A 22,892-nucleotide genomic window follows, 5' to 3' on the forward strand; every position below is an offset into this window, starting at 1 on the left:
AAATCGCGGTCTCCCAAGTCCTTACATTCAGTAGTAGGGACATGCTGTGTTATAATGTAACCGCAATCATTCACAAGGGGGGCTTCCGGTGAAACGGTCCGTCTACATTCGTTTACTGCTGCACTTAACGGTTGCGGTCGTTCTGATCACCTGTCTGATCGGGGCGCTCGTCTACCGGTATACGACGGCCATGCTGAAGGAGGAAATTATCGGAGCCAACGGCGAGCTGCTGCTGCAAACGAGTAAAATCGTTGACCAGTCGCTTAGCGAGGTACAGCAGATCGCCACATCGCTGGCGCTTAATCCGGACGTCGTGAAATCGGTCTGGCTACCGTGGAACCTGGAGGAAGAGTACCGGTTTCTGAAAAGCGCCAGCGACTTGTTTGCAACCCGTATCAATTCATCCAACTATATGCATTCGATTTATTTATACAGCTCGGTTAACGGGAAGCTGATCTCCAGCTCGGGGATTACCGACAGGGTCGATTTCTCCTACCGACCGGTTCTGGAAAGGTTTATCGACCGGCCGGGCACTTGGGCGTGGGAAGCGGCCAGCGTAACCGGAGCTTCGGGAGAGCACGAGAACGTGATCAGCTTCCTGCTCAGCGTGCCGCTGAATCAATCGGAGAAAAAAGGCGTGCTGCTCATCAACCTGAAGGAGGATGTGCTGTACAACGCGGTCGTGAATACGAATAACCGCAAGCTCGGCAACGTGGCGATTCTGAACGAGGAAGGAAAGGTGCTGTCGTACAAAGACAAAAGCATGATTCTCGAGCCGTTCGGCCAGGCGGACCTCGATCAGATCCGTGATGCGAAAGAAGGATATTTCATCGAACAGATCGGCGGGGAGAAGATGTTCGTCTCGTTTATGCGAAATCCTTCGAACGGCTGGATCTATATCACGCTTAACCCGTACGGCGAGTTGTTCAAGCGCTCCCACGAAGTCATTCGCATCGCGTTGCTGATCAGTCTGATCGGACTGGCCGCCGGCGTTTTGCTGATGGTGTACGTGTCGAGACGCCATTACAAACCGGTGCGCAACATGGTGCAGTCGCTGCTTGCTTATATGGAGAAGCCGCTTCCGAAAGCGAAATACGGCGACGAATTCGGATTTATCCGCGACTCGATCGACCGGCTGCAGCACGAGAACGATGAATTCAAGACGAAATTTCGCGGACAGGAGCTTGTGGTGCGCGATCATCTGCTGCTTAATCTGCTGTCGGGCAACGTAACGGACAGCGACGGGATGAACGGGCAGATGGATTATTACCGTCTCGATCTGGAGCCTAACGGATTTATTGTGATGGTGATGCGGGTTCATATGCCCGATCCGATATTGACCGCTTCCGACGAGCAGGTGCACAACATGATTCATTTCCATATCCGCGCCGTATGCGAGGAAGCGCTCGGCCATTACGGCAAAGGCGCTTATGTCAGCCGGTTTCACAAACACGACGTGTTGATTCTCAACACGTCCTGCACGGATTCGCAGGAGACGGCGATCGAGAACGTGAAAGAGCTCGCGCTCCGGATCAAAAACGAAGTCGCGGAACAGCTCGAAGGCATATTCGTTACGTTCGGGATCGGAGGCCGGTACGAGCAACTCTCGGAAATCGCGCTCTCTTATAACGAGGCGAACGAAGCGCTGCTGCAGGAGAGAATCGCGGGGATCGGGAGCATCTTGTCGATTCACGATATGCAGGTGAACCGGGCGAGCCGGAACCGTTTTATCGCTTACCGGCAAACGGTGGACAAGCTGATCGGCGATCTCAAGTCGGGCCGGACCGATCAGGCGGCCGAAGCGAAGGACGAGATGATCCGCCAGTTGGAGCAGGACGGCCAGTCCGGCTTCTCCTCCAAAAGCATGATCCTGTCCTATCTCGTCAACGCTCTGGTCGCCGTCCGCATAGAGCTGGCGGGAAGCGAGGAGCCGTTCGAGCAGGAGGACCGGTGGCACCGGGAATTCGCCAAGCTGCAGACGCTGGAGCAGATCCGGCTCTGGCTCGACGGCGTCCTGGATGCGATCGACGGCGAGCTGGAGCATAAGCGCGGCAACAAAAACGCGGAAGTGATCAACAAGCTGGCCGCTTATATCCAGGAGCATTACCGGGAGCCGCTGGGACTGCAGATGCTGGCCGATATGGTGTATATGAACAGCCAATATTTATCGAAGCTGTTCAAGGAAGTGACCGGCTCGACGTTTATCGATTATTTGGCCGAGATCCGCTACCGCGAAGCTTGCCGCATGCTCAAGGAATCGAACCGGAACATTATTGAGATCGCCGAAGCGACCGGTTTCGGGCAAAAGCAAAATCTCATCCGCGCGTTTAAGAAATGGAGCGGCTTAACCCCTACGGAATACCGGAATCGCGAGGTTTTAGGCCGTTTGGACAGCCCCGGACACACCGATTGATACCAATCCGAAAAAAAGATACCTGCCCCAAAAAGCCGGATTCCGACCGGATGTAACCGTTCACAACAATTGAATCTTGAGCGCGTTTCCCCCGCTCCCTTATGCTGAAAGTGCTTACACGAACCACACCAACCAAGCAAAAGGAAAGGGGGATTTTTGTTTATGGCGTATGTTCCGGCAACTACAAACGGGACGAAGCGACAGATCGGAAGCCGGGCGCTGTGGAAGCGAATCGTATCCAACCGTTATATGTACCTGATGCTTTTGCCCGCGGTTGTGTATTACGGAATCTTTCATTATTACCCGATGTATGGAGCGCTGATAGCATTTAAGCAATTCAGCATTACGAAAGGAATACTCGGAAGCCCTTGGGTAGGCTTTCAGCATTTCGAGGCGTTGTTCGCGCTGGACAAGTTTTGGCAGGTGTTCTGGAATACGATCGTCATCAGCTTGTACCGGCTTACGTTCGGATTCCCGCTGCCGCTGTTCGTTGCCGTCTTGATGAATGAAGTGAGAAAAATAGCGTTCAAGCGGACGGTACAGACGGTTATTTATTTGCCTCACTTTATTTCGTGGGTCATTCTCGGCGGATTGATGATCAATCTGCTGTCCGTTGACTCGGGTGTCGTCAACAATGCGATCCGCTCGTTCGGGGGAGAGCCTGTCGGATTTCTGACCGACGATACCTACTTCCGGAGCACGCTCGTCTGGTCGATGATCTGGAAAGAATTCGGATGGAACACGATCATTTATATGGCAGCGCTTGCAGGAGTCAATCCGCAGCTGTACGAAGCCGCTCTGATGGACGGAGCGAACCGGTGGCAGCGCATCTGGCACATTACCTTGCCTTGCATCCGCAGCACGATCGTCATCCTGCTCATTTTGCGGATCGGACATTTGATGGAAGCCGGCTTCGAGCAGATTTTCGTCCTGTATCACCCCGGGGTATACCAATCTTCGGATATTATCGACACGTACGTATACCGGATCGGTTTAACGGAAGGACGATTCAGTCTGGCGGCCGCAGTCGGCCTGTTCAAGTCGGCGATCAACTTTGTATTGCTAGTGGTAGCGAACCGGCTGGCCCGGATGATGGGCGAACAGGGGATATACTAACGGAGGGAGGAGGAATGGAACATGGTTCGCGGCAACTTGGGCAGCAAACTATTCGATGCGGCCAACACGATCTTTTTGACTCTGTTAGCGCTGATCACGTTATACCCGTTCTGGGATTCGCTGATCGTCTCGATTACGCCGATTCAGGAAAGCTTGTCGTCCAGCCTGCATTTGTACCCGAAATCCGTTACGTTCGAGTCGTATACGTATTTGCTCGGGCTGAAGCAGCTGTGGCTGTCTTATCGGGTAAGCATCATCATCACGGTAGCCGGAACGGCGATCAGCATGGCGGCTACCACGCTCGCGGCTTATGCGCTTTCGAAGAAGTCGCTGCCGGGCGGCAGGTACATTATGTTCGCCATCGTGTTTACAATGATGTTCAGCGGCGGAATTATCCCGACCTATCTGGCGGTGAAGCAGGTAGGCATGCTGAATTCGATCTGGGCGATGATGATTCCGGTCGCCATCCAGACTTATAATCTCATTATTATGCGCAGCTTCTTCGCATCCGTTCCGGAAAGCCTGGAGGAGTCCGCGAGAATCGACGGCTGCAGCGACTTCGGGATTTTGCTGCGAATCGTTATCCCGCTGTCGATGCCGGCCATCGCCACGGTGTCGCTATTTTACGCCGTATCGAAATGGAACGAGTTTTTTACGGCGATTATGTACGTAACCGACAAAGACATTTGGCCCTTGCAGCTGTTCCTGCGGTCGATGCTGATCGACAACGAAGCGTCCTTCCAGTCCGGAGGGGACAGCCCGTTTCTGCTCGGCCCGTCGATCAAGATGGCGACCATCATGATCTCGGCCATTCCGGTCATGCTGATCTATCCGTTTTTCCAGCGTTATTTCGTGCAGGGCGTTACGTTAGGTGCAGTCAAGGAATAAATGGACAATTCATACAAGGGGGATTATTCTATGGGTAACAAGAAAAAATGGCTTGCTTTGCCGCTTAGCGCAGCGCTGGCGGTTACAGCTGCCGGCTGCGGCAGCGCTGACAAAGAATCGGCGTCCGGGACGGACAACGGGTCGGCGCCGGTCAAGATCGTATTCCTGACGCCCGGCGATACGGCCGCCAAAGCGATTCAGCCGGGAGACCGGATTATCGCGGAGATCAACAAGCGGCTCGGCATCGATCTTGAAGTGAAGGTCGTTCCGGAAAGCGGCTTCGAGAAAATTAATGTCGCGATGGCTACGGGAGACTTGCCCGATATCGTCACGATCAATTACCCGTCGGCGTCGCTGAGCCAGTGGATTGCCGAAGGGATGCTCGTTCCCCTGAACCAATACTTGCCGCAACTGCCGACCATCAAGGCCAAGCTGGAGAAAGATCTTGCCTGGACGGCGGTGAACGGTAACTACTACGGCTATCCGTTTATCGAGACCGAGCGGACGAATACGACACTGACGTACCGGGCCGACTGGCTGGAGACGCTCGGGCTGAAGCCGCCGCAGACGCTCGATGAGCTGTATCAGGCGATGAAAGCGATCACACAAAACGATCCGGACAAAAACGGCAAAGCCGACACGTACGGGCTTACGGCCAACAAAAGCACCGGGTTTAACACCTCGTTTAATTTCATCCTGTATGCGTACGGTCTTCCGCACGGCGACTGGGTGACGGACAGCTCGGGCAAAGTCGTTCCGATCTTCGAGCATCCGGCGTTTAAGCAAGGTGTGGAGTATATCCGGAAATTGTGGAATGAAAAGCTGATCGATCCCGAGTTTTTGCTGAACGACAACCAGCAACGGGAACAAAAGTTTTACCAGGGCAAGGTCGGATTTATGCCGGCGCCGCTGTTCCGGCACGTCAACCGGCTGGAGTCCAGTCTGCAAAAGGTCAATCCGCAGGGCAAGCTGGGCTACATGCAGGCACCGGCCGGTCCTGACGGCAAGCGGGGCATGATCAGCACTCCGAAAAGCGGATTGTTCACGGCCGTCACGAAGCAGGCGAAAAATCCGGAAAAAGCCGCGAAGTTTATCGAGTTCATGCTGTCCAAGGAAGGGCGCGACCTGCTGCAGCTCGGCCTCGAGGGCGTGCACTATACGAAGCAGGGAGACACGATCACCTACAATGAGGAAGAACGGGCGAAGGACGGGTTTTCTTCGAACGGCTGGTCTCATCCGCTCGCATGGGGCAGCGTCGTATGGCCGCTGACGGTCAACTACCTGCCGCAAACCGAGCCGCAGGCCGACCGTGCGAAGCAGTCGGTCGAAGTCGCCTCCAAGGGAATCGTTCCGAACCTCGTCAACGTTACGACGCCGGAGGAAGTGGAGATGGGCGGCGTGCTGGGCGAGCTGTTCAACCAGTATTATCTGGAGATGATTACCGGCAAACGGGAAATCGACCCTGGCATCGCCGAGCTGTCCAAAAAGTGGCGCGACCAAGGCGGCGCCAAGGTGCTTGACGCGGTCAACAAGGCGTATCAGGCGCAAAAAAAATGACGGTTTTTCGAGAGGAGCGTCGGCATGATGGGTTCCAGCCTGCAACAACGACCCAACATCGTATTTATTTTAAGCGACGACCAAGGCCCTTGGGCTCTCGGGTGCGCGGGTAACAGCGAGATCCGCACGCCCCATCTGGATCGTCTGGCTGCGGAAGGAACCCGGTTCTCGAGTTTCTTTTGCACCTCGCCGGTATGCTCTCCGGCCCGCGCATCCCTGCTGACGGGGCGCATCCCTTCGCAGCACGGCGTGCACGACTGGATACGCGGCGGCAATGTGGGGGAGCGGCCGATCGAATACTTGGCGGGACAGACCGCCTATACGGAATTGCTGGCCGCTGACGGATACACGTGCGGATTAAGCGGGAAATGGCATCTCGGCGACAGCCGCACGCCGCAAAAAGGGTTTACCCACTGGTACGTGCATCAGACCGGAGGCAGCGCTTATTACAACGCGCCGATGATCCGCGACGGCGAGCTGATTCAGGAGCCGGGCTATTTAACCGATGTGATTACCGACGATGCGCTGACCTTTTTGGACGCGCAGCGGGACGGCGGACCGTTTTACTTAAGCGTGCATTATACGGCCCCGCACAGCCCGTGGATCGATAATCATCCCCGGGAATATGTGGAGATGTACGACGATTGCGCGTTCGACAGCTGCCCGCAGGAGCCCAAGCATCCGTGGTCGATCCGGACGGCTCCGTGGTCGGACAACCAGCGGGAAAATCTGAAAGGATATTTCGCTGCCGTGACGGCCATGGACGCGAATATCGGCCGGATTCTCGACAAGCTGGAGGAGATGGGCGTTCGCGGCGATACGCTCGTCTGCTTTATGAGCGACAACGGCTTTAATTGCGGGCATCATGGCATATGGGGCAAAGGAAACGGCACGTTCCCGTTTAATATGTTCGACAACTCGGTCAAAGTACCCGCCATCTTCAGCCAGCCGGGACGCATTCCGCAAGGCCGCGTCTGCGACGAGCTGGTCAGCGGCTACGACTTCATGCCGACGCTGCTCGAATATGTAGGCGGGTTAACGCATCCGGAAGCGGAGAAGCTGCCGGGCCGCAGCTTCTTGCCGGAGCTGCTGGGCGAGGAGAGCGGCGGCGGCCGGGACGACATCGTCATCTACGACGAGTACGGTCCAGTCCGGATGGTGCGCACGCGCGAATGGAAGTACGTTCACCGTTATCCGTACGGTCCGCACGAGCTGTATCATATTGCGGCCGACCCGGAGGAGCGTACCAATTTGATTGACGTGCCGGAAGCAGAGGAACATCGCAGGGCGATGCTGGATCGTCTCAACCGCTGGTTCGTCACCTATGCGGACCCGCGCCGCGACGGCTCACGCGAGGCGGTTACCGGCTTCGGGCAGCTGGAACTGGCCGGACCGGACGGACAAGGCCGGAAAACGTACCAAGAGGAGAGCTGACCGATTCGTTTTCCGGAATCGGAATCCTTTATCCGGAGCTGTTCCGGCAGATCGTATGGATCTGCGGACAGCTCTTTTTGCGTTTGGAGACAGCTCTTTTTTCGACAATTTCTGCGATTGCTTGGTCCGAATAGAAGGCAAGCAGGCTCTTCCCAAGAAAGCGGACAGGGAGTATAGTGGGGGCATAGGAGGCGTTGTTGATGATCAAACGAAAAATGGGCCGGATCGGCTTCGACAGCTCCGTGCTGCTGTTCGGCGGCGCGAAGCTGGGTCAGGTTACACAGCTGGAGGCGGACCGCTCTATCGCTTATGCGCTCGAACACGGCGTCAATCATATCGATACGGCGGCAAGCTACGGCGATTCCGAGCTTCGGCTCGGACCTTGGATGGCGCAAATCCGCGACCGTATTTTTCTGGCCACGAAAACGACGCAGCGCAGTAAAAAGGAAGCGAGAGAAGAGATCCGCCGATCACTCGAACGTCTGAGGACGGATCGGCTCGATCTGCTGCAACTGCATGCGGTAGGCACGACGGACGAGCTGGAGCTGTGCCTGCGCGAGGGCGGTGCGCTGGAAGCCGCGCTGGAGGCCAAAGCGGACGGGCTGGTGCGCCATATCGGAATTACGGGCCACGGGCACCAGGCGCCGGCCGTCCATCTCGAGGCGGTGCGCCGGTATCCGTTTGAAGCCGTGCTTACACCGTTTAATTATTATTTGTACTCGCTGCCGAAGTACCGGGAGTCGTTCGATGCTCTGGCCGCTGAAGCGGCAAAACAGGACGTCTCGCTGCGCGTCATCAAGGCGGTCGCCAAAGGTCCTTGGGCACACGGGCAGGAGCGCAGCTTCGCAACGTGGTACGAGCCGTTCACGAGCCGGGATGCGATCGATGCTTGCGTTCATTACGTGCTGGCGCAGCCGGGAATCGGCGGGTTTGCTAGCGCGGGCGATATCGAGCTGTTTCCCTTAATCGTAGAAGCGGTCGAAAGGTACGGAACGCTCAGCGATGCGGAAGTCATGGAAAGGCTGGGGGCCGTTGCCGGCTACAGCAGCCCGTTTGGAGACGCAGCCTCCGGAGTATAGAGGAAATTGCCTATGGAACCCGGGATTGTTAATAGGATCATGTAACGAAATGCCAGTTTATTACGTCAATGATACGAGAGACGACGACAACAACGATGCGACAAAGGAGAGAAGCGGATGAAAAGAACGAGACTGTTTGCGCTGGCTGTTTGTACGATGATCGTACTGGGCGGCTGCGGAAGCAAGCCCCAGGAGACGTCGGGTAATGCGGCTGTGCAGGAGCAGAAGCCGAATACGAATACGAATACGAATACGAATACGAATACGAATCAAACGCCGGAGCCGCCGAAGCCGGATGCGTCGAAGCCTGACGCCGCCAAGCCGGAAACGTCCGAGTCCAAGAGCTCAGTTGTCGACCTTGAGCTAGTGAAGACGAAGCTGAAAGATTCGATGACCAAGGATCAGGTAACGAAGCTGCTGGGCGATAAATATACGAAAGTAACGAGCGCCTTGGACGATGCGGAGGTTTGGCGTTACGATATTGAGCCGAAAGCCGGATATAAGTTCGATGCCAAGGAAGATATGCCGGATCTCGCCGGGATCAAAAACAAAAACGTAAAGGCCCAGCTGTTCGTGTCCTGGGACCCGGGGACGAAAAAAACGGCGTACTCCGCCTATGTGTACTACGACGAGCAAAAGAAAAAGATTTTAAGCTACTACGCCGGAGGCGAGTTGAACGGCAAAGTGGATGAAATCCAGTGACTGCGACTGGTGGAGGTTCGGCCTTCATTCCCGCAGGCGAGCTGATTCTATAGGACAGGAACATGTACCCGCAGCCGTTTGGCTGCGGGTTTCCGCATGCCCGCAGCTTCGCCGCGCTTCTCCGGTCGACAACGATCCTGCTTCCGCTTCATGACGCGATCCTGTTATCATTCATCTATCAGTAGGTGAATTGCAGGGAGGGTTGCTACAATGGGGAGGAAACGGGGATCTTTCGAACTTGGGAGGAGAGTATAACCATGCTGCCATCAACTGTCGAACTTACGATAAACAAACTGACCCGCGCACTTCAGCTCCGTGTGCCGGGATTGGTTCAATCGGTTTACTTATACGGCTCTGTCGCGCTGGACGCTTATGTGGAGGGAACGAGCGACATCGATTTCGTCGCCATCGTTACGAGGCCGCTGACGGCCGAATTGCAGCGGGGCATCGCAGACGCCCACCGGGACGTGGAAGCCGAGCTTCCGAAAACCGATCTCATGGGAGCGTACCTGCAGCAGGAACAGCTGGGACTTCCGGTATCGGCCATCCGTCCGCTTACCGTGTATTACGAGAAGACGCTGCATAGGGACGGACACGGGGCCGATCTGAATCCGGTCACCTGGTACACGCTGAAGCATTACGGTCTCTGCGTATACGGTCCTGCCGTCGCCTTGGAATACGACGCTTCGATCGGGCCGTTACTCCGCTATGTCTTCCGGAATATGAACGGTTACTGGCTGGGGAGGATGCGCCGGCTGGAGGAGCGCCTCGGCGACCCGAACTTGTCGTGCTGCGACAGTCTCGTCCAGGACATGATGGACGAGGCGGTCGAGTGGTGTGTGCTCGGCATGCTGCGCCAGTTGTACACGATCCGGGAGCATGGCATTACGAGCAAGCTGGGGGCGGGCGAATACGGGCTGCGAATCGTTCCGGCTCAGTGGCGGGGGCTGATCGTCGAGGCTGTGGCGATCAAGCGCCGCGAGCCTCTGCGCTTGTATGAATCTCAGCAGCAAAGGCTTCGCGAGCTGGTGGAGCTGCTCCGGTACGTACATGCCGAAAGCAACCGCCTGTACGAGGAGCTCCCTGCGGAATAGGCCGGAAGCTAATCTCGCCTTATCAGAAGAGGGTGTGATTCCGGCAATTCGCCGACAAAATAAACGCCTGCCGCTTCATAAAAATCTCCGGCTTGTGCCGTATATTGATCGAACACTTGCGGATACAGCTTCTGGATCTGCTCGTTCCGGTGCTCCAGCCAGACAACCGGATTGTTTCTCCGGCGTCCTTCCTGGCCGTAACGCAGCGTGGAGCCGATATCGTGAATGGTCATCGCCGCGACCGTATTCGATCTGCCGTCTTCGGCGCCCGGCCGGTGAAGGAACGCGTAGCTGACCGCTTGGTCGTCGTCCAGCAGATTCGTGCGGCTGCGGTCCGTCGCGGTGGCGTCATAGACGCGGCCGAGGCTGGTCACGAGCTTATAAGCAAACGAGCCTTCGATTGGAACCATCATGCCGTACCCGGAGCCGATCGATACCGGGTACAGCCAGATAATCTTCGACCGCACGGTCACGCCGCGGCGGTCGACCGTATGCGAACAGTCGATCTCCGCAATCGGGCGGGAACGGTCGTCCGGATGAATGCCGATCATGCGCTGGACGAGACGTACCGATTGTACGGGGCGAAAGCCGGTCTGTCCGCTCCAATCCGTCAATTCCTCGTCGTCGATAAATAATTGCTGCGATACGGCGAATACGGTTCCCGTCCGGTTATGCTCGGGCAGCCACTGGTGCGGATGTCCGGAGCCGGCCGGTGAGACGCAGAGGGCGTACTCCTTGTTGCTCCACGGCTTCAGCACGTCATAACGTTTGGCAGCGTCGATATGCGGCGCTCCCTCAGGCTGGCCCGAAGGCTCGATTACGAGCTCGGAGACGGCTCCGCCGCGAAACAGCATGAAGTCGTCGTGAAGATTTTTGCCGAAGTCGTAGTGGGCGCATCTGGTTCCCTTGTACGGAACAAGCACCTCCAGCCGGCGGTCTCCGGTTATTTTGGCGTACAACGTTTCAGGGCTGTCGCTGTTGTCCCGGAGCAGCTGGACGAAATCCGTCTGCCGGCCGGATTCCGGCGATGCCTCGCTTGGCCCGGTCAAGGGCCCGCTCGATTCGTTCACGATATCGATCCATCCTTTCTGCAAGCGCACCTTTAAATGAGAGTTCAAAAAGTCCGGTTTTCAGCACCAATAAGATGGGATGAAGCTAGGAAATGAGGAGTTCGTGATCAAAAGCGGGCTTTTTGAACAACCTCTTTAACTATTCATTAAGTCCTATCATACTATGCGTTCGCCCGTTATATCTACTAAAAATTAGGCGACAGCCGGAAAATACGTTCTTTTTCGATTTTCAGTTTTTTCATGGTATACTCGGAACATATATTCGACCTATTCGACGAAAGGCGAGTGCCGGTATGGGAGACAAGCAAGAGCACGATTGGGACGGTGTGCCCGGGCGGGATTGTCATCCCGTGCTTGCGGAATGGTTCCGGGACAAATTCGGTCATGCCACCGATATTCAGCGAAGTGTATGGGACCCGATCACGTCGGGCCGGCACGTTCTGCTGGCTGCGCCTACCGGCTCGGGCAAAACGCTGGCAGGTCTGCTTCCGTGCCTGAACCGGATCGTCCGAAGGCGGCATGGACCGGAACAACGGGAAGCCGGCGTTCGGCTGCTGTATGTAACCCCGCTGAAGGCGCTGAATAACGATATCTACGATCATCTGCTCGGCTTTATCCGCGAGCTGGAGCTGTATGGCAGACGGCATGAAGAGAAGACGGGAGAGCCCTGGACCCCGATCCGGACCGGTGTCCGGACCGGTGATACGACCCAGAGCACAAGGGCGTCGATGCTCCGCAACCCGCCCGATGTACTGGTCACGACGCCGGAGTCGCTGTATATTCTGCTTGCCTCGGAACGGGCCAGACAAACGCTGCGAACGGTCGAGCAGATCATCGTCGACGAAATTCACGATCTGGCCGAAGACAAGCGCGGGATGCATCTGTCCGTTACGCTGGAGAGGCTGGAGCATTTGTGCGGCCGGCCGGTTCAGCGGATCGGGGTATCCGCTACGCTTAACCCGATGGAGCGGGTAGCTCAGTATTTGGGCGGTTGGAGCGGGAACGGTCCGGACACTACCCCGGACGGAGCTTTACCCGGGAATCGTCCGGTGACGATCGTCCAGAGCGCGATGGCCAAGACGTTCGACGTTTCGGTGACGATGACCGAAGTGCAGTCGATGCCGGGCCGCCGGTCGGACATTTGGACCGTGATCGCCGGCCGGCTGCTGGAACTGATGCAAGACAGCCGGTCTGTGCTTATTTTCGTGAACAACCGCAGGCTGTGCGAAAGGGTGACGCTTCATCTGAACGATATGGCGGGCTTGGAGATGGCCAGATCCCATCACGGCAGCGTATCGCGGGAGAAGCGGCTGGAGACGGAGCGGGCGCTGAAGTCCGGCGAGCTGCGCTGCCTGGTCGCGACATCCTCGCTGGAGCTGGGCATCGATGTCGGGCATGTCGATCTCGTCATTCAGATCGACTCGCCGCTGTCGGCCGCTTCCGGCATTCAGCGGATCGGCCGAGCGGGCCATTCCGTAGGCGACGTCAGCCGGGGCGTTATCCTCGCCCGCAATCGCGGCCAGCTTGCGGAGTGCGCTGTATTGGCGAGAGAAATCACAGCCAGGCGGATCGAGGCGATCCGTATCCCCGAAGGGACGATCGACGTGTTCTGCCAGCAGGCTGCGGCGATGGTCGCCGCTCAGGAGTGGCAGCTGGATGAGCTGCTGGCCGTCGTGGCCCGGAGCGACAGCTTTCGGAACGTCTCCCGCGAGCGGATGACGGAGGCGCTGCGGATGCTGGCCGGCTATTATCCGCACTGCCGGCCGTTAATCGAATGGGACCGGGAGAGCGGAACGCTTCGTCCGCTGCGGCAGACGAGCTCGGCGGTGCTGACCGGTGCGGGGACGATCCCGCAAAGCTCGGCTTATCCGGTATATCATGCCGATTCGCGCGTCCATATCGGCGAGCTGGACGAGGAATACATACACGAGAGCCGGGTCGGAGACGTATTTCAGCTCGGGACGGCTTCGTACCGGATCGCATCGATCAAGGGAGACCGGATCTATGCGTCGGAAGTGACGGGCAATGCGTTCAGCGAGATTCCGTTTTGGCGTGGAGACGGGCTGGGCCGCTCCTTCGAGCTGTCCCGCAAGGTAGGCGCGCTGCTTGGCGAGCTGGATGAGCGGGCGGGCAGGGAAGCGGGCTCCGCGACGGCTTCATGGCTGACGGCGGAATACCGGCTGGACCGGCATGCCGCGGAAACGCTTGTCCACTATGTGGACGCACAGCGGTCGGCCTGCGCGGTACCGAGCGACCGGAAGATCGTCGTGGAGCATTACGAGGACGAGCTGAAGCGGCATCATCTGGTCATCCACACCGTATTCGGCCGTCAGACGAACCGCACCTGGATGCTGGCGCTCCAAAGATGGATGGAAACCCGCGTTACGACGAAAATCAGCTCGACCGTGCGGGATAACGGGATTGAGTTTATGTTCCAGGATTGGGACCCCGCTTTCGAGAGAGTATGGATGAGCGTGGGTGAGGATAATCTGGAGGAACTGCTCGGCGAATCGATTCCCTCTTCGCCGCTATTCGGCGTCACGTTCCGGCATATGGCGCAGACGTCGCTGCTGCTCGCCCGCGGCTTCAGCCGGATTCCGCTCTGGCAGCAGCGGCTGCGCAGCGAGCGGCTGCTGGAGGAGTCACTGCCGTATGCGGCGCGGTTTCCGCTCGTACAGGAGACGATGCGCGTCTGCCTGCAGGAAACGCTGGAGCCGGAGAGAGTGAGGGAGCTGTTCCGCAGCATCCGCGGCGGCGCGCTGGAGGTGGAAGTGAAGCGGTCCGGCTACCCGTCGCCGTTCGCGGCCCAGTTTACGTGGGATTTCGTGAATGTGCTGATGTACGAATCCGATGCGGTCTCCAAAGATATCCAATACCGGCTGCTGTCGGTGAGCAAGGAGCTGGCCGGTCAATTTTTCGAGCCGTCCGCGTTCCAGTCGCTGATGGATGCGGAGGAGGCCCAGGCGTGGATCGACGACGGCGGTTCCGGAAACATCCCTTCGGCAGACCGGCTGCAGCGTCTGCTGAAAAGGCAGGGGGATTTGTCGCTGAGCGAGATTCGCAGCAGACTGGGCGACGACAATCCCGCCGAGGAGGCGCTGGCCGAGCTGAAGCGCCGGGGAGCGATCCGCGATGTGAAGATCGGCGGAGAGCGGCGGTGGATTAGCTCAGACGAAGCGGATACGTACCGGTCGTTTCCGGAAGATCCCGAGTCGGCGTCCTTCGTGCTCCGCCGTTATGCGGAGCGGCAGATCGCCTTTACGGCGGAGCAGCTTCGGGACCGGTACGCGATCGGGCTTGCGGAAGCCGCAAGCTGGATCGGCCGCTGGGAAGAGGACGGCACGATCGAACGGTCGCCCTTTGCCGGCTCCGAGGACGAGAAGCTGTACACGAGCCGCAGCGCCGCGTCCCGGCTGCTGCGGTTTACGATCGGGCAGATGCGGCAAAGGACCGAGCCGGTCGGGCAGGATCGCTACTGCCGGCTGCTGCTCGACTTGCAGTTCGTCACGCCGGGCAGCCGGCAATCCGGAGGCGCGGGACTTCGCGAAGTGATCGGCAAGCTGCAGGGCGTGTTTTTGCCGGTGTCCCACTGGGAGTCATTCGTCTTCCCTTCGCGCGTGCCCGACTACAAAAAAGAGATGCTTGATTTGTTGTGCGCTTCCGGGGAAGCCGTCTGGTTTGGCCGGAAAGAGGAAGGGGACAAGGAAGGCAAGGTGGCTTTTTTCCTGACCGAGTCCAAGGAGCTGTATGCGGCTCTGGCCAGCCGCCCGGGACCGTCCGCCGAACCGGAGCTGCTGGAGCTGCTCCGCGGCAAGGGGGCGAGCTTCCTCACCGCACTGAGCCGGGATACGGGTCTTGCCCCCTCCCAGCTTATGGAGAAGCTGCTGAGCCTCGCCTGGGAAGGCCGCATCTCGAACGACCAGTTCGCTCCGATCCGGATGCACGGATCAAGCTCGGGTTCACGCGCTTCGGCCCGCAAAGGGTTCCAGTCCGGACTGGGGCGCTGGTATGCGATCGCGGAGGAGGAGCGGGTCCCGGAGGCGGGGGAGGCGGAGAAAACGGTCGTCGCCTGGATTCATCATCTGCTGCAAAGCTACGGAGTAATCACGCGCGACATCCTGGCCCGGCATCTGCCGGGAGAGACCGACCGTTTGCAGGATACGATCCGCAAGCTGGAAGACTGGGGGATGCTGGCCAAAGGGTTTTGGATCGAAGGGATTCCGTATATGCAAGTGTCGACCACGGATACGATCGACCGGTTAAGGCAAGCCTCCGGCCGCCGTGCCGGGGAGACGCTCGTCCTGTCGTCTATCGATCCGGCGAACCCGTACGGGGCGCTGCTCAAGTGGCCGGAGGAACCGGCCGCCGGCTATGCGCGCAAACCCGGCAATTATTTGGTGTTTCAGGGCGGCAGATGGGTGCTGTGGATCGAGAATAACGGGAAACGGTTCATAACCATGGTTCGGGGAGAAACGGGCGAAGCGGGCGGAGTCGACAGCGGACTTCTGCTGGAGACGGTGCGGGTGATGCTGAAACAATCGGGTCTACGGAAAATCGTCGTGGACAGCTGGGACGGAACGGCCGCCCCGCAAGCGGAGGCGGCCGAAACGTTCAGGAAGATCGGGGCGGAGACGGACCGGAGCGCCTTCGTCCTCTGGCCGAGCAGCCTTAGAAACGGTTAGGCGCTTGCGCGGATCAAAAGCGGGCTCACTTTGTGGCCGGCACCATGCCGGACGCCAATATGTAGCTGAATGCGGCGATCCCGATGACTCCCAGTACGAAAAATACGATTCCCGAACGTTTCCTCAGTTGGAACATGCGGAGTATGCCTAGCGAGAGCATGGATAGGATAAACATCAGAAAGACGGCAACCGTGATAAAAAAGGCCGGCGACAAGCCGGAAATGTTGACAACGCTCATGAAGAAACATCCTTTCAGGGTTAAGTGCAAAAATGGGGTCAAGACGACGGCGGACGCGGCTTGCCGGTCGACTTGCGGACGATCATCTCCGAAGGGAACCGGACGACCTGCCGCTCTTCACCGTCTTTACGGTTAATCCGGTCCACGAGCAGCTGAATGCCGCGGTAACCGAACTCGTAGGCAGGCTGAACCGCAACGGTAAGAAACGGGTCGAGTCTGGAGGCGAGGCCGACGTCTTCGAAGCAGGCGACGGACATCTGTTCCGGAACGCCGATTCCTTTGTCCCGCAGACAGGCGATGACGCTGACCGCCAGCACGTTGTTGGCGGCGAATATGGCGGTTGGCGGCTCAGACAGCGCCAGGATACGGTCCAGCAGGTCGGAATCGTCAAAATGGTTGAACCTGCATTCCATCACCAGTTCCGGATCGTAGCGGATGCCATGCTTCAGCAGCGCTTCCCGGTAGCCGGAGCTGCGTTCCCGGGCCGTAGACACCGTAGAACTGCCGTTGACGAATGCGATCCGCTCGTGACCGAGCGAGATCAGATGCTCGGTCAGCCGGAGCGCTCCGTCACGGTTGTCGCCTAGCACCATATCGGCTTCCACGCCGGGCACTTCGCGGTCGATCAGCACGAAAGGGATCTGGTGCAGCCTCAGCATCGCGAGATGTTCCGCCGACGCATCCGACGACGGAGCGAACAGCAGACCGTCCACCCGCGTAGAGAGCACCATGTCCACATACTCTCTTTCCTTGGACAGGTTTTCGTCGCTGTTGCCGAACAAGAGCTTGTACCCGAGCTTCAGAGCGGCGTCCTCCGCGCCGCGCGCAAGCGTCGTGAAGAACGGGTTCGTGATATCGGTAATCAGGAGCGACAGCATCTTCGTCTCCTGCTTCACCAGACTGCGCGCCGTTGAATTCGGGACGTAGTTCATCTCCTGCATGATTCGTTTGACCTTTTCCCGTGTCTTGGCGCTGATTCTTCCGGAGTTGTTGATGACCCGGGAAACCGTCATTGCGGAAACGTTCGCTTGCTTGGCGATATCGTAAATCGTTACCATACGACCGTCCTTCGATTTATAGTCTCTATTATTGTAGTGAATTATAGAAGCTGCGGCAAGGCTTCAATCATCTCTTGAAAGGAAGAAGCGCGATGGAAATCACCATAGAGGAGCTTGTGAGCCGCCAGAAGTCGTATTTTGACAGCGGCATTACGAAAGATATCCGTTTCCGTCTCGATATGCTGCAGAAGCTGAGAGAGGCGATTCGAGGGTCCGAGGACCGCATATTCGAAGCGCTCAAACACGATTTGAACAAACCGAAGGCGGAGGCGTACGGTTCGGAAATCGGCTTCCTGCTTGCGGAGATCACGTTCGTAATGAAGCGCGCGGCGGCCTGGGCCAAGCCGAAGAAAGCCAAGACGCCGTGGCTGCTGCTCGGCAGCAAAAGCAGCATCGTCCCGGAGCCTTACGGAACGGCGCTTATCATATCGCCGTGGAACTACCCGGTTCAACTGACGTTCGCCCCGCTGATCGCGGCGATAGCCGCAGGCAATACGGCGGTGCTGAAGCCGTCGGAGCTTACGCCCGCGGTATCGTCGCTGATCGCCGATATCGTGCGGAATACGTTCGATCCGAGGTATGTCGCGGTCGTTGAAGGGGACGCCGAGGTTACCGGCCGGCTGCTCCGGCAGCCGTTCGACTGTATGTTTTTTACCGGCAGCACGCGCGTCGGGTCGATCGTCGCCCAGGAGGCGGCCAAAAGGCTGATCCCCGTAACGCTGGAGCTTGGCGGCAAAAGCCCCTGTATCGTGCATCGCGATGCCGATCTGTTGCTGGCTGCCCGCCGGATCGCTTTCGGCAAATTTACGAACGCCGGCCAGACGTGCGTCGCTCCCGATTATGTATGGGTCCACCGGGAGGTGAAGGCGGAGCTGATTGACCGGCTGCGCCAGACGGTCGAGCAGTTTTACGGCAAAGATCCGGTCCGGAACGTCAACTATCCGAAAATTGTAAACGAGCATCATTTCCAGCGGCTAAGCCGTTATTTGCAGCAAGGAACCGTCGCCTTTGGCGGGGAAACCGATACGCTGCTGTATAAGATTGCGCCGACTGTGATGGAAGACGTTCCTCTGGATGCCGAGTCGATGCAGGATGAAATATTCGGCCCGATTCTTCCGGTTTTCGAATACGGGGAACTGGATGAAGCGATCCGTTTCGTGCTCGGCAAGCCGAAGCCGCTTGCGCTTTATTTGTTTACCGGGGAAGAAGCGGTCCAGAACAACGTGCTCTCGCGAATCTCGTTCGGCGGCGGCTGCATCAACGATACGCTGATGCATTTATCCAGCCCGTATTTGCCGTTCGGCGGCGTCGGGGAGAGCGGGACGGGGAGCTACCACGGGGAATACGGCTTCCGCGCCTTCTCGCATTATAAGAGCGTGCTGAAGCAGACGACCGCGTTCGACCTGCCGTTCCGTTATCCGTCATCGAAGACCGGTTACCGGATGATGCGCAAATGGATGAAATAATTAAAAATCAGTCTGGAAATGAGAACGTATGTACGCTATAATGGGATATATTGGTTATCGACCCGTTATGGAGGCGGATACATCTTGGATACGAAACGACTTGAGCGTTCCGGCTTCGGACCGTCTGCTTCGATGGAGCGGTTCGATCAGCTTAGGCCGGAACTGATGAGGTATTGTCTGAAAATAACGCGCTGCCGCTGGGACGCCGAAGATTTGCTGCAGGAAGCGACGATCCGGGTGATCCGTTCGCTCGAGGCGAATCCGGGCCGTGCGCTGTCCAAATCGTTTCTGTACCGGATCGCCGCGAATTTGTGGATCGATCAGCTGCGGAAAAAGCGGCTTGTTTCCGAGCCGCTGGACGAGGAGCACGACCGGTTCGCCATCCCGGAGACCGAGTTCGACACCAGGGAGCTGCTGGAGGTGCTGGCGGATCGGCTGTCGCCCAAATATCTGGTCATTTTGCTGCTGATGGACGTATTTGATTTTACCGCCAAAGAGACGGCATACCTCCTGACCGCAACGGAAGGCTCAGTCCAGATTACGATCAGCCGCGCCCGCTCCAAGCTGAAATCGCTTTCTTGCGACCGCTGCGGAGAGCGAGGACCCGCGGCGAAGAGACGCTGCGGAGAAGTTCCGATTGCGGGAGGGCGCGGCTTCGAATCGCTTGTCGAGGCGTTCCGCAACCGGGACCCGCTAGCGATTTATTCGGCATACGTCGAGCTGTCGGGCAAGGGGAACCGCGTACCCCACGTCAAGACGACGGCAGGGAAGCTGTTTTTGACGTTCGGCCCCTCTGACGGCAGTAGGCGGATTGTAAGTTCCTGATGGAAGCGCGGGGGAGAGGAGGAGTCATATGGCGGAAGTGAGGCTGTACGAGGCGGATTCGCCGGTTATCGGGACAAAGTGCGACTATGTCGTCATAATCCCCAGGCACAACGGCAAGTGGCTGTTGTCGCGCCACGCCCGGCGGGATACGTGGGAGTTCGCCGGAGGCCGGATCGAACCGGGAGAGACGCCGGAACAAGCGGCCCGCAGGGAATTGTACGAAGAGACGGGCGTTGTGAGCTGCCGGCTGTTTACGGTAGCCGCGTATTCCGTTACGTTCGCGGGCAAGCCGGAGAGCTTCGGGATGCTCTACTACGCGGAAGCTTCGGCGCCGGGACCGCTGCCACCCTACGAGATGGCGGAAGTTGCGCTGCTGGAGCGAATTCCCGAGCGGCTCACATATCCGGCTATTTATCCCGTCCTTCTTCGCAAAGTGCGGGAAATGCTGGAGAGCGCCGGACCCCCCGAGCTTGGCGGCACCGTTTATTAGAGACTATTTATGGACTTGTCCCTTGTTCCCGTTTGGTTGTTAGAATGTCCGTTTTGTAATAGACTAAGAAGTAGGAGCTGCGGGATTGCAGCGATTATGGCCGTTTTACGGGAGGATCGTCATGAACGCCCATCTGTTGCATTTTAAAGATCAATTGACGGACGATTTCCAATTCAAGTTTATCAGACACAAAGGACTCAAATTCCAGCAGTCGCTTCATATGCACGATTACATTCAGATTGCGTACGTCGTCAGAGGCGTGGGCAACCATCACTTTCTCGATAAAACGCTTACCGTCGGAAAAGGCGATCTGTTTATTATTCCGCCTTTGAAAGCGCATAGCATTAATACGATAGACGGTAAAGAATTGGAATTTGTCCTGCTGGACTTTATGCCGGCGTTTCTCGGTGACCATCTGAGACCTTTTTCACGTTCCGTCTTCCATCATGTCACCCAGTTCGAGAAGTCGGGATCTTCTTCGGAATGGCTGCAGCCGTGGCTGCACATCTCCCAGGACAAGCAACTGCTGGTCGAACAGCTGCTTCAGGATATTCAGGAGGAGATTGAGGAGCGGGAGGAAGGCTACGAGTTTTCCGTTCAGATCAACGTAGTCAAGCTGCTGATCCTGATCGACCGCGAATTCCGCAAAACCGAGCGCCAGCGTCATCAAGCCGCCTGCCAGAAGCCGCAATATCAGCAGTTCCAGGATGTGGTCCGCCATATTCATGAAAATTACGGACAGGATATTCCGCTCGAACAGGGCGCTTATATCGCCAATATGACGCCGGCCTACTTCAGCCATCTGTTTAAGAAGGCGACCGGGCAGACATTCGTCGAATATCTTCACGAGGTACGGATCGAGCGGGCCAAGGAGCTAATCCGGCTCGGTGTGCATACGATGACGCAGATCTGCTTCCAAGTCGGCTTCCGGCATCTGAGCCATTTCATCCGTACGTTCAAGAAACGGACCGGCCTCACTCCGACCGAATACAAAAAATCGGTGATGAATAACTAAAAAATGCGAGTTTAAAAGTCCGGTTTTCAGCACCGAGAAGATGGGATGAAGCTAGGAGATGAGGAGCGGAGCGCAGTGGAAGCTTTTGTGAGCACCGGAAGTTCCGGCTGAATTCCATATTTGATGTCGAGTAGGCTTCGTGATCAAAAGCGGACTTTTTGAATATCCTCTAAAAATAAATCAATCGTAATAATAAAATAGTGCAAGAGATGCCAGCCGTTACGCGTTATAGTACGTGTAGCGGTGTTGTTTTTCGATAAGGAATTGTGCTTTGCCGGTTTGAAGGGGCGAATGAGCTTTCCTTACCAATTTTGTCAACTTAAAAGGAGTCGAACTCAAGCCATGAGTATTTTAAAGGTGGGTATTATCGGACAAGGTCGTAGCGGTCGCAACATTCACGGCAACCAGCTGATCCGGATGTCTGACAAGTTTAAGATTACTGCAGTAGCTGACGGAATGGAAGACCGCCGCATCCGCGCGGAGAAGGAATATGGCTGCAAAGCGTATGCTAGCTACGAGGAAATGGTTGCGAACGAAGACTTGGATCTCGTCGTAAACGCTTCCCCAAGCGATTTGCACTATCCGATCTCGCTCGACCTGCTCCAAAAAGGATTCAACGTGCTTTGCGAGAAGCCGCTTGCCAAAACGCCTGAAGAAGTGGACAACCTGATTGCCGCTTCGAAAGCATCCGGCAAAGTATTGGCTGTATTTCAGCAGTCCCGCTACATGCCGGCATTTCTGAAAATGCGCGAAATTATCGATTCCGGCGTGCTCGGCCGCATCGTACAAGTTGACTTTACGAATAACGGATTTGCCCGCCGCTGGGACTGGCAGACGCTGCAAGAAAATAACGGCGGCAACCTGCTCAACACGGGCCCGCATCCGGTAGACCAGGCGTTGCAGCTGTTCGGAACGGACATCATGCCTCAGATTACTTGCATCATGGACCGGGCGAACACGTTCGGCGACGCCGAAGATTATGTGAAAATCATTATGCGCGGACAAGGTCGTCCGACGATCGATCTGGAGATCTCGTCCTGCTCGACATATCCGAGACCGCAATTTACGATCCAAGGAACGAACGGCGGCTTGACGGGCAATACCCAGAAGCTGCAATGGAAATATTTCAAGTCGGAAGAAGCGCCTCATCAAGAACTGACCCGCGGTCCGCTGTTTAATGCCAATGGCGATCCTGCTTATTGCAGCGAGACGCTGACTTGGTACGAGGATTCGTGGCAGTATGCGGCGGTTGAAGGTCTGTCGATGTTCGACAACAACACGGCGTCGCTGTATTCGATGCTTCACAATTCGCTGACGACCGGTGCAGAGCTCGAAATTACGCCGGAGCAAGTTCGCCAGCAGATGGCTGTTATGGCAGAATGCCGCCGTCAAAATCCGCATGTTTATGCGAACGGCTAAATCGAGATAGAAGGGCCCCAGACCGCTTGATGAAGCGGATCTGGGGCTTTTTGAAATCTGCCGGAACGTTTATGTTCTTTACGTGCTAAAGGGAAGGGATTTCCTTACTTGGCTAAAGAAAGTATATTCAGGTTAGACGACTAACGACTAACGAATCGTATCGTGCTTATGGCTGAAAAACGACGCTATTCCGGACGTAACGAACCCGGGGATCGTTATCGAACCCGAAAGCGGAAAATAACGATCCGAAATGCGGGAATAACAATACTAGAGTTCGTTACAAATTGAAACGTCCGGATTCGGCTCTGATAACGAATGCTGGGTTCGTTAGCCATACCACCACATG

At 57.0% G+C, this 22,892-nt stretch carries 17 protein-coding genes; 14 read left to right on the forward strand and 3 right to left on the reverse strand.

Features of this window, described 5'->3' with window-relative positions; all coding sequences use genetic code 11:
- Window positions 1–88: 88 nt before the first annotated feature.
- The 8 genes from AC3Y2E_RS05850 (at window position 89) to AC3Y2E_RS05885 (ending at window position 10,283) form a co-directional block, all read left to right on the forward strand.
- Window positions 89–2,413: a helix-turn-helix domain-containing protein gene (locus tag AC3Y2E_RS05850; protein ID WP_379208116.1), complete on the forward strand. Its 2,325-nt coding sequence runs from the start codon at window positions 89–91 to the stop codon at window positions 2,411–2,413.
- A gap of 162 nt (window positions 2,414–2,575) precedes the next feature.
- The gene (locus AC3Y2E_RS05855) at window positions 2,576–3,529 is read left to right on the forward strand and encodes an ABC transporter permease (protein ID WP_190930004.1); all 954 of its coding nucleotides are present in this window, start codon (window positions 2,576–2,578) and stop codon (window positions 3,527–3,529) included.
- A 21-nt stretch (window positions 3,530–3,550) separates the two neighbouring features.
- Window positions 3,551–4,417 carry a carbohydrate ABC transporter permease gene (locus AC3Y2E_RS05860; RefSeq protein WP_379208119.1) on the forward strand — a complete coding sequence of 289 codons (867 nt, stop codon included), beginning with the start codon at window positions 3,551–3,553 and terminating at the stop codon, window positions 4,415–4,417.
- A 30-nt stretch (window positions 4,418–4,447) separates the two neighbouring features.
- Window positions 4,448–5,974 (forward strand): extracellular solute-binding protein, encoded by a 1,527-nt coding sequence (locus AC3Y2E_RS05865; protein WP_379208121.1) that lies wholly within the window; start codon window positions 4,448–4,450, stop codon window positions 5,972–5,974.
- 24 nt (window positions 5,975–5,998) lie between these two features.
- Complete coding sequence (locus AC3Y2E_RS05870) at window positions 5,999–7,408, forward strand: sulfatase family protein (RefSeq protein ID WP_379208123.1); 1,410 nt, start codon at window positions 5,999–6,001, stop codon at window positions 7,406–7,408.
- 200 nt (window positions 7,409–7,608) lie between these two features.
- Window positions 7,609–8,487 carry an aldo/keto reductase gene (locus AC3Y2E_RS05875; protein WP_379208125.1) on the forward strand — a complete coding sequence of 293 codons (879 nt, stop codon included), beginning with the start codon at window positions 7,609–7,611 and terminating at the stop codon, window positions 8,485–8,487.
- Between the two features lie 117 nt (window positions 8,488–8,604).
- Entirely contained in the window at window positions 8,605–9,189 is a 585-nt protein-coding gene (locus AC3Y2E_RS05880; RefSeq protein WP_379208127.1) for a hypothetical protein, read from the forward strand.
- A 257-nt stretch (window positions 9,190–9,446) separates the two neighbouring features.
- A complete protein-coding gene (locus tag AC3Y2E_RS05885; RefSeq protein ID WP_379208129.1) occupies window positions 9,447–10,283 on the forward strand; it encodes an aminoglycoside adenylyltransferase domain-containing protein in 837 nt (278 codons plus the stop codon).
- An 8-nt stretch (window positions 10,284–10,291) separates the two neighbouring features.
- On the opposite strand, the gene AC3Y2E_RS05890 is transcribed toward AC3Y2E_RS05885, so the two are convergent.
- Complete coding sequence (locus tag AC3Y2E_RS05890) at window positions 10,292–11,353, reverse strand: hypothetical protein (RefSeq protein WP_379208131.1); 1,062 nt, start codon at window positions 11,351–11,353, stop codon at window positions 10,292–10,294.
- Window positions 11,354–11,646: 293 nt separating this feature from the next.
- On the opposite strand from AC3Y2E_RS05890, the gene AC3Y2E_RS05895 reads away from it, so the two are divergent.
- Window positions 11,647–16,035 carry a DEAD/DEAH box helicase gene (locus AC3Y2E_RS05895; protein WP_379208133.1) on the forward strand — a complete coding sequence of 1,463 codons (4,389 nt, stop codon included), beginning with the start codon at window positions 11,647–11,649 and terminating at the stop codon, window positions 16,033–16,035.
- Window positions 16,036–16,060: 25 nt separating this feature from the next.
- Here the strand turns inward: AC3Y2E_RS05895 and AC3Y2E_RS05900 are convergent, their stop codons facing one another.
- Window positions 16,061–16,273 carry a hypothetical protein gene (locus AC3Y2E_RS05900; protein WP_379208135.1) on the reverse strand — a complete coding sequence of 71 codons (213 nt, stop codon included), beginning with the start codon at window positions 16,271–16,273 and terminating at the stop codon, window positions 16,061–16,063.
- A gap of 38 nt (window positions 16,274–16,311) precedes the next feature.
- Window positions 16,312–17,331, reverse strand: a complete 1,020-nt coding sequence (locus AC3Y2E_RS05905; protein WP_379208137.1) for a LacI family DNA-binding transcriptional regulator — start codon at window positions 17,329–17,331, stop codon at window positions 16,312–16,314.
- A gap of 92 nt (window positions 17,332–17,423) precedes the next feature.
- Here AC3Y2E_RS05905 and AC3Y2E_RS05910 point away from each other — a divergent pair, with 92 nt between their 5' ends.
- The 5 genes from AC3Y2E_RS05910 (at window position 17,424) to AC3Y2E_RS05930 (ending at window position 22,546) form a co-directional block, all read left to right on the forward strand.
- Complete coding sequence (locus tag AC3Y2E_RS05910) at window positions 17,424–18,797, forward strand: aldehyde dehydrogenase (RefSeq protein ID WP_379208139.1); 1,374 nt, start codon at window positions 17,424–17,426, stop codon at window positions 18,795–18,797.
- An 84-nt stretch (window positions 18,798–18,881) separates the two neighbouring features.
- Window positions 18,882–19,622, forward strand: a complete 741-nt coding sequence (locus tag AC3Y2E_RS05915; RefSeq protein WP_379208141.1) for an RNA polymerase sigma factor — start codon at window positions 18,882–18,884, stop codon at window positions 19,620–19,622.
- A gap of 28 nt (window positions 19,623–19,650) precedes the next feature.
- On the forward strand, window positions 19,651–20,112 hold the full coding sequence (locus AC3Y2E_RS05920) for an NUDIX hydrolase (RefSeq protein WP_379208144.1): 462 nt from the start codon (window positions 19,651–19,653) through the stop codon (window positions 20,110–20,112).
- An 85-nt stretch (window positions 20,113–20,197) separates the two neighbouring features.
- Window positions 20,198–21,127: an AraC family transcriptional regulator gene (locus AC3Y2E_RS05925; RefSeq protein ID WP_379208146.1), complete on the forward strand. Its 930-nt coding sequence runs from the start codon at window positions 20,198–20,200 to the stop codon at window positions 21,125–21,127.
- A gap of 342 nt (window positions 21,128–21,469) precedes the next feature.
- Entirely contained in the window at window positions 21,470–22,546 is a 1,077-nt protein-coding gene (locus AC3Y2E_RS05930; RefSeq protein WP_190930019.1) for a Gfo/Idh/MocA family protein, read from the forward strand.
- The last annotated feature ends 346 nt before the right edge of the window (window positions 22,547–22,892 follow it).

Source organism: Paenibacillus sp. MAH-35, from assembly GCF_058135425.1.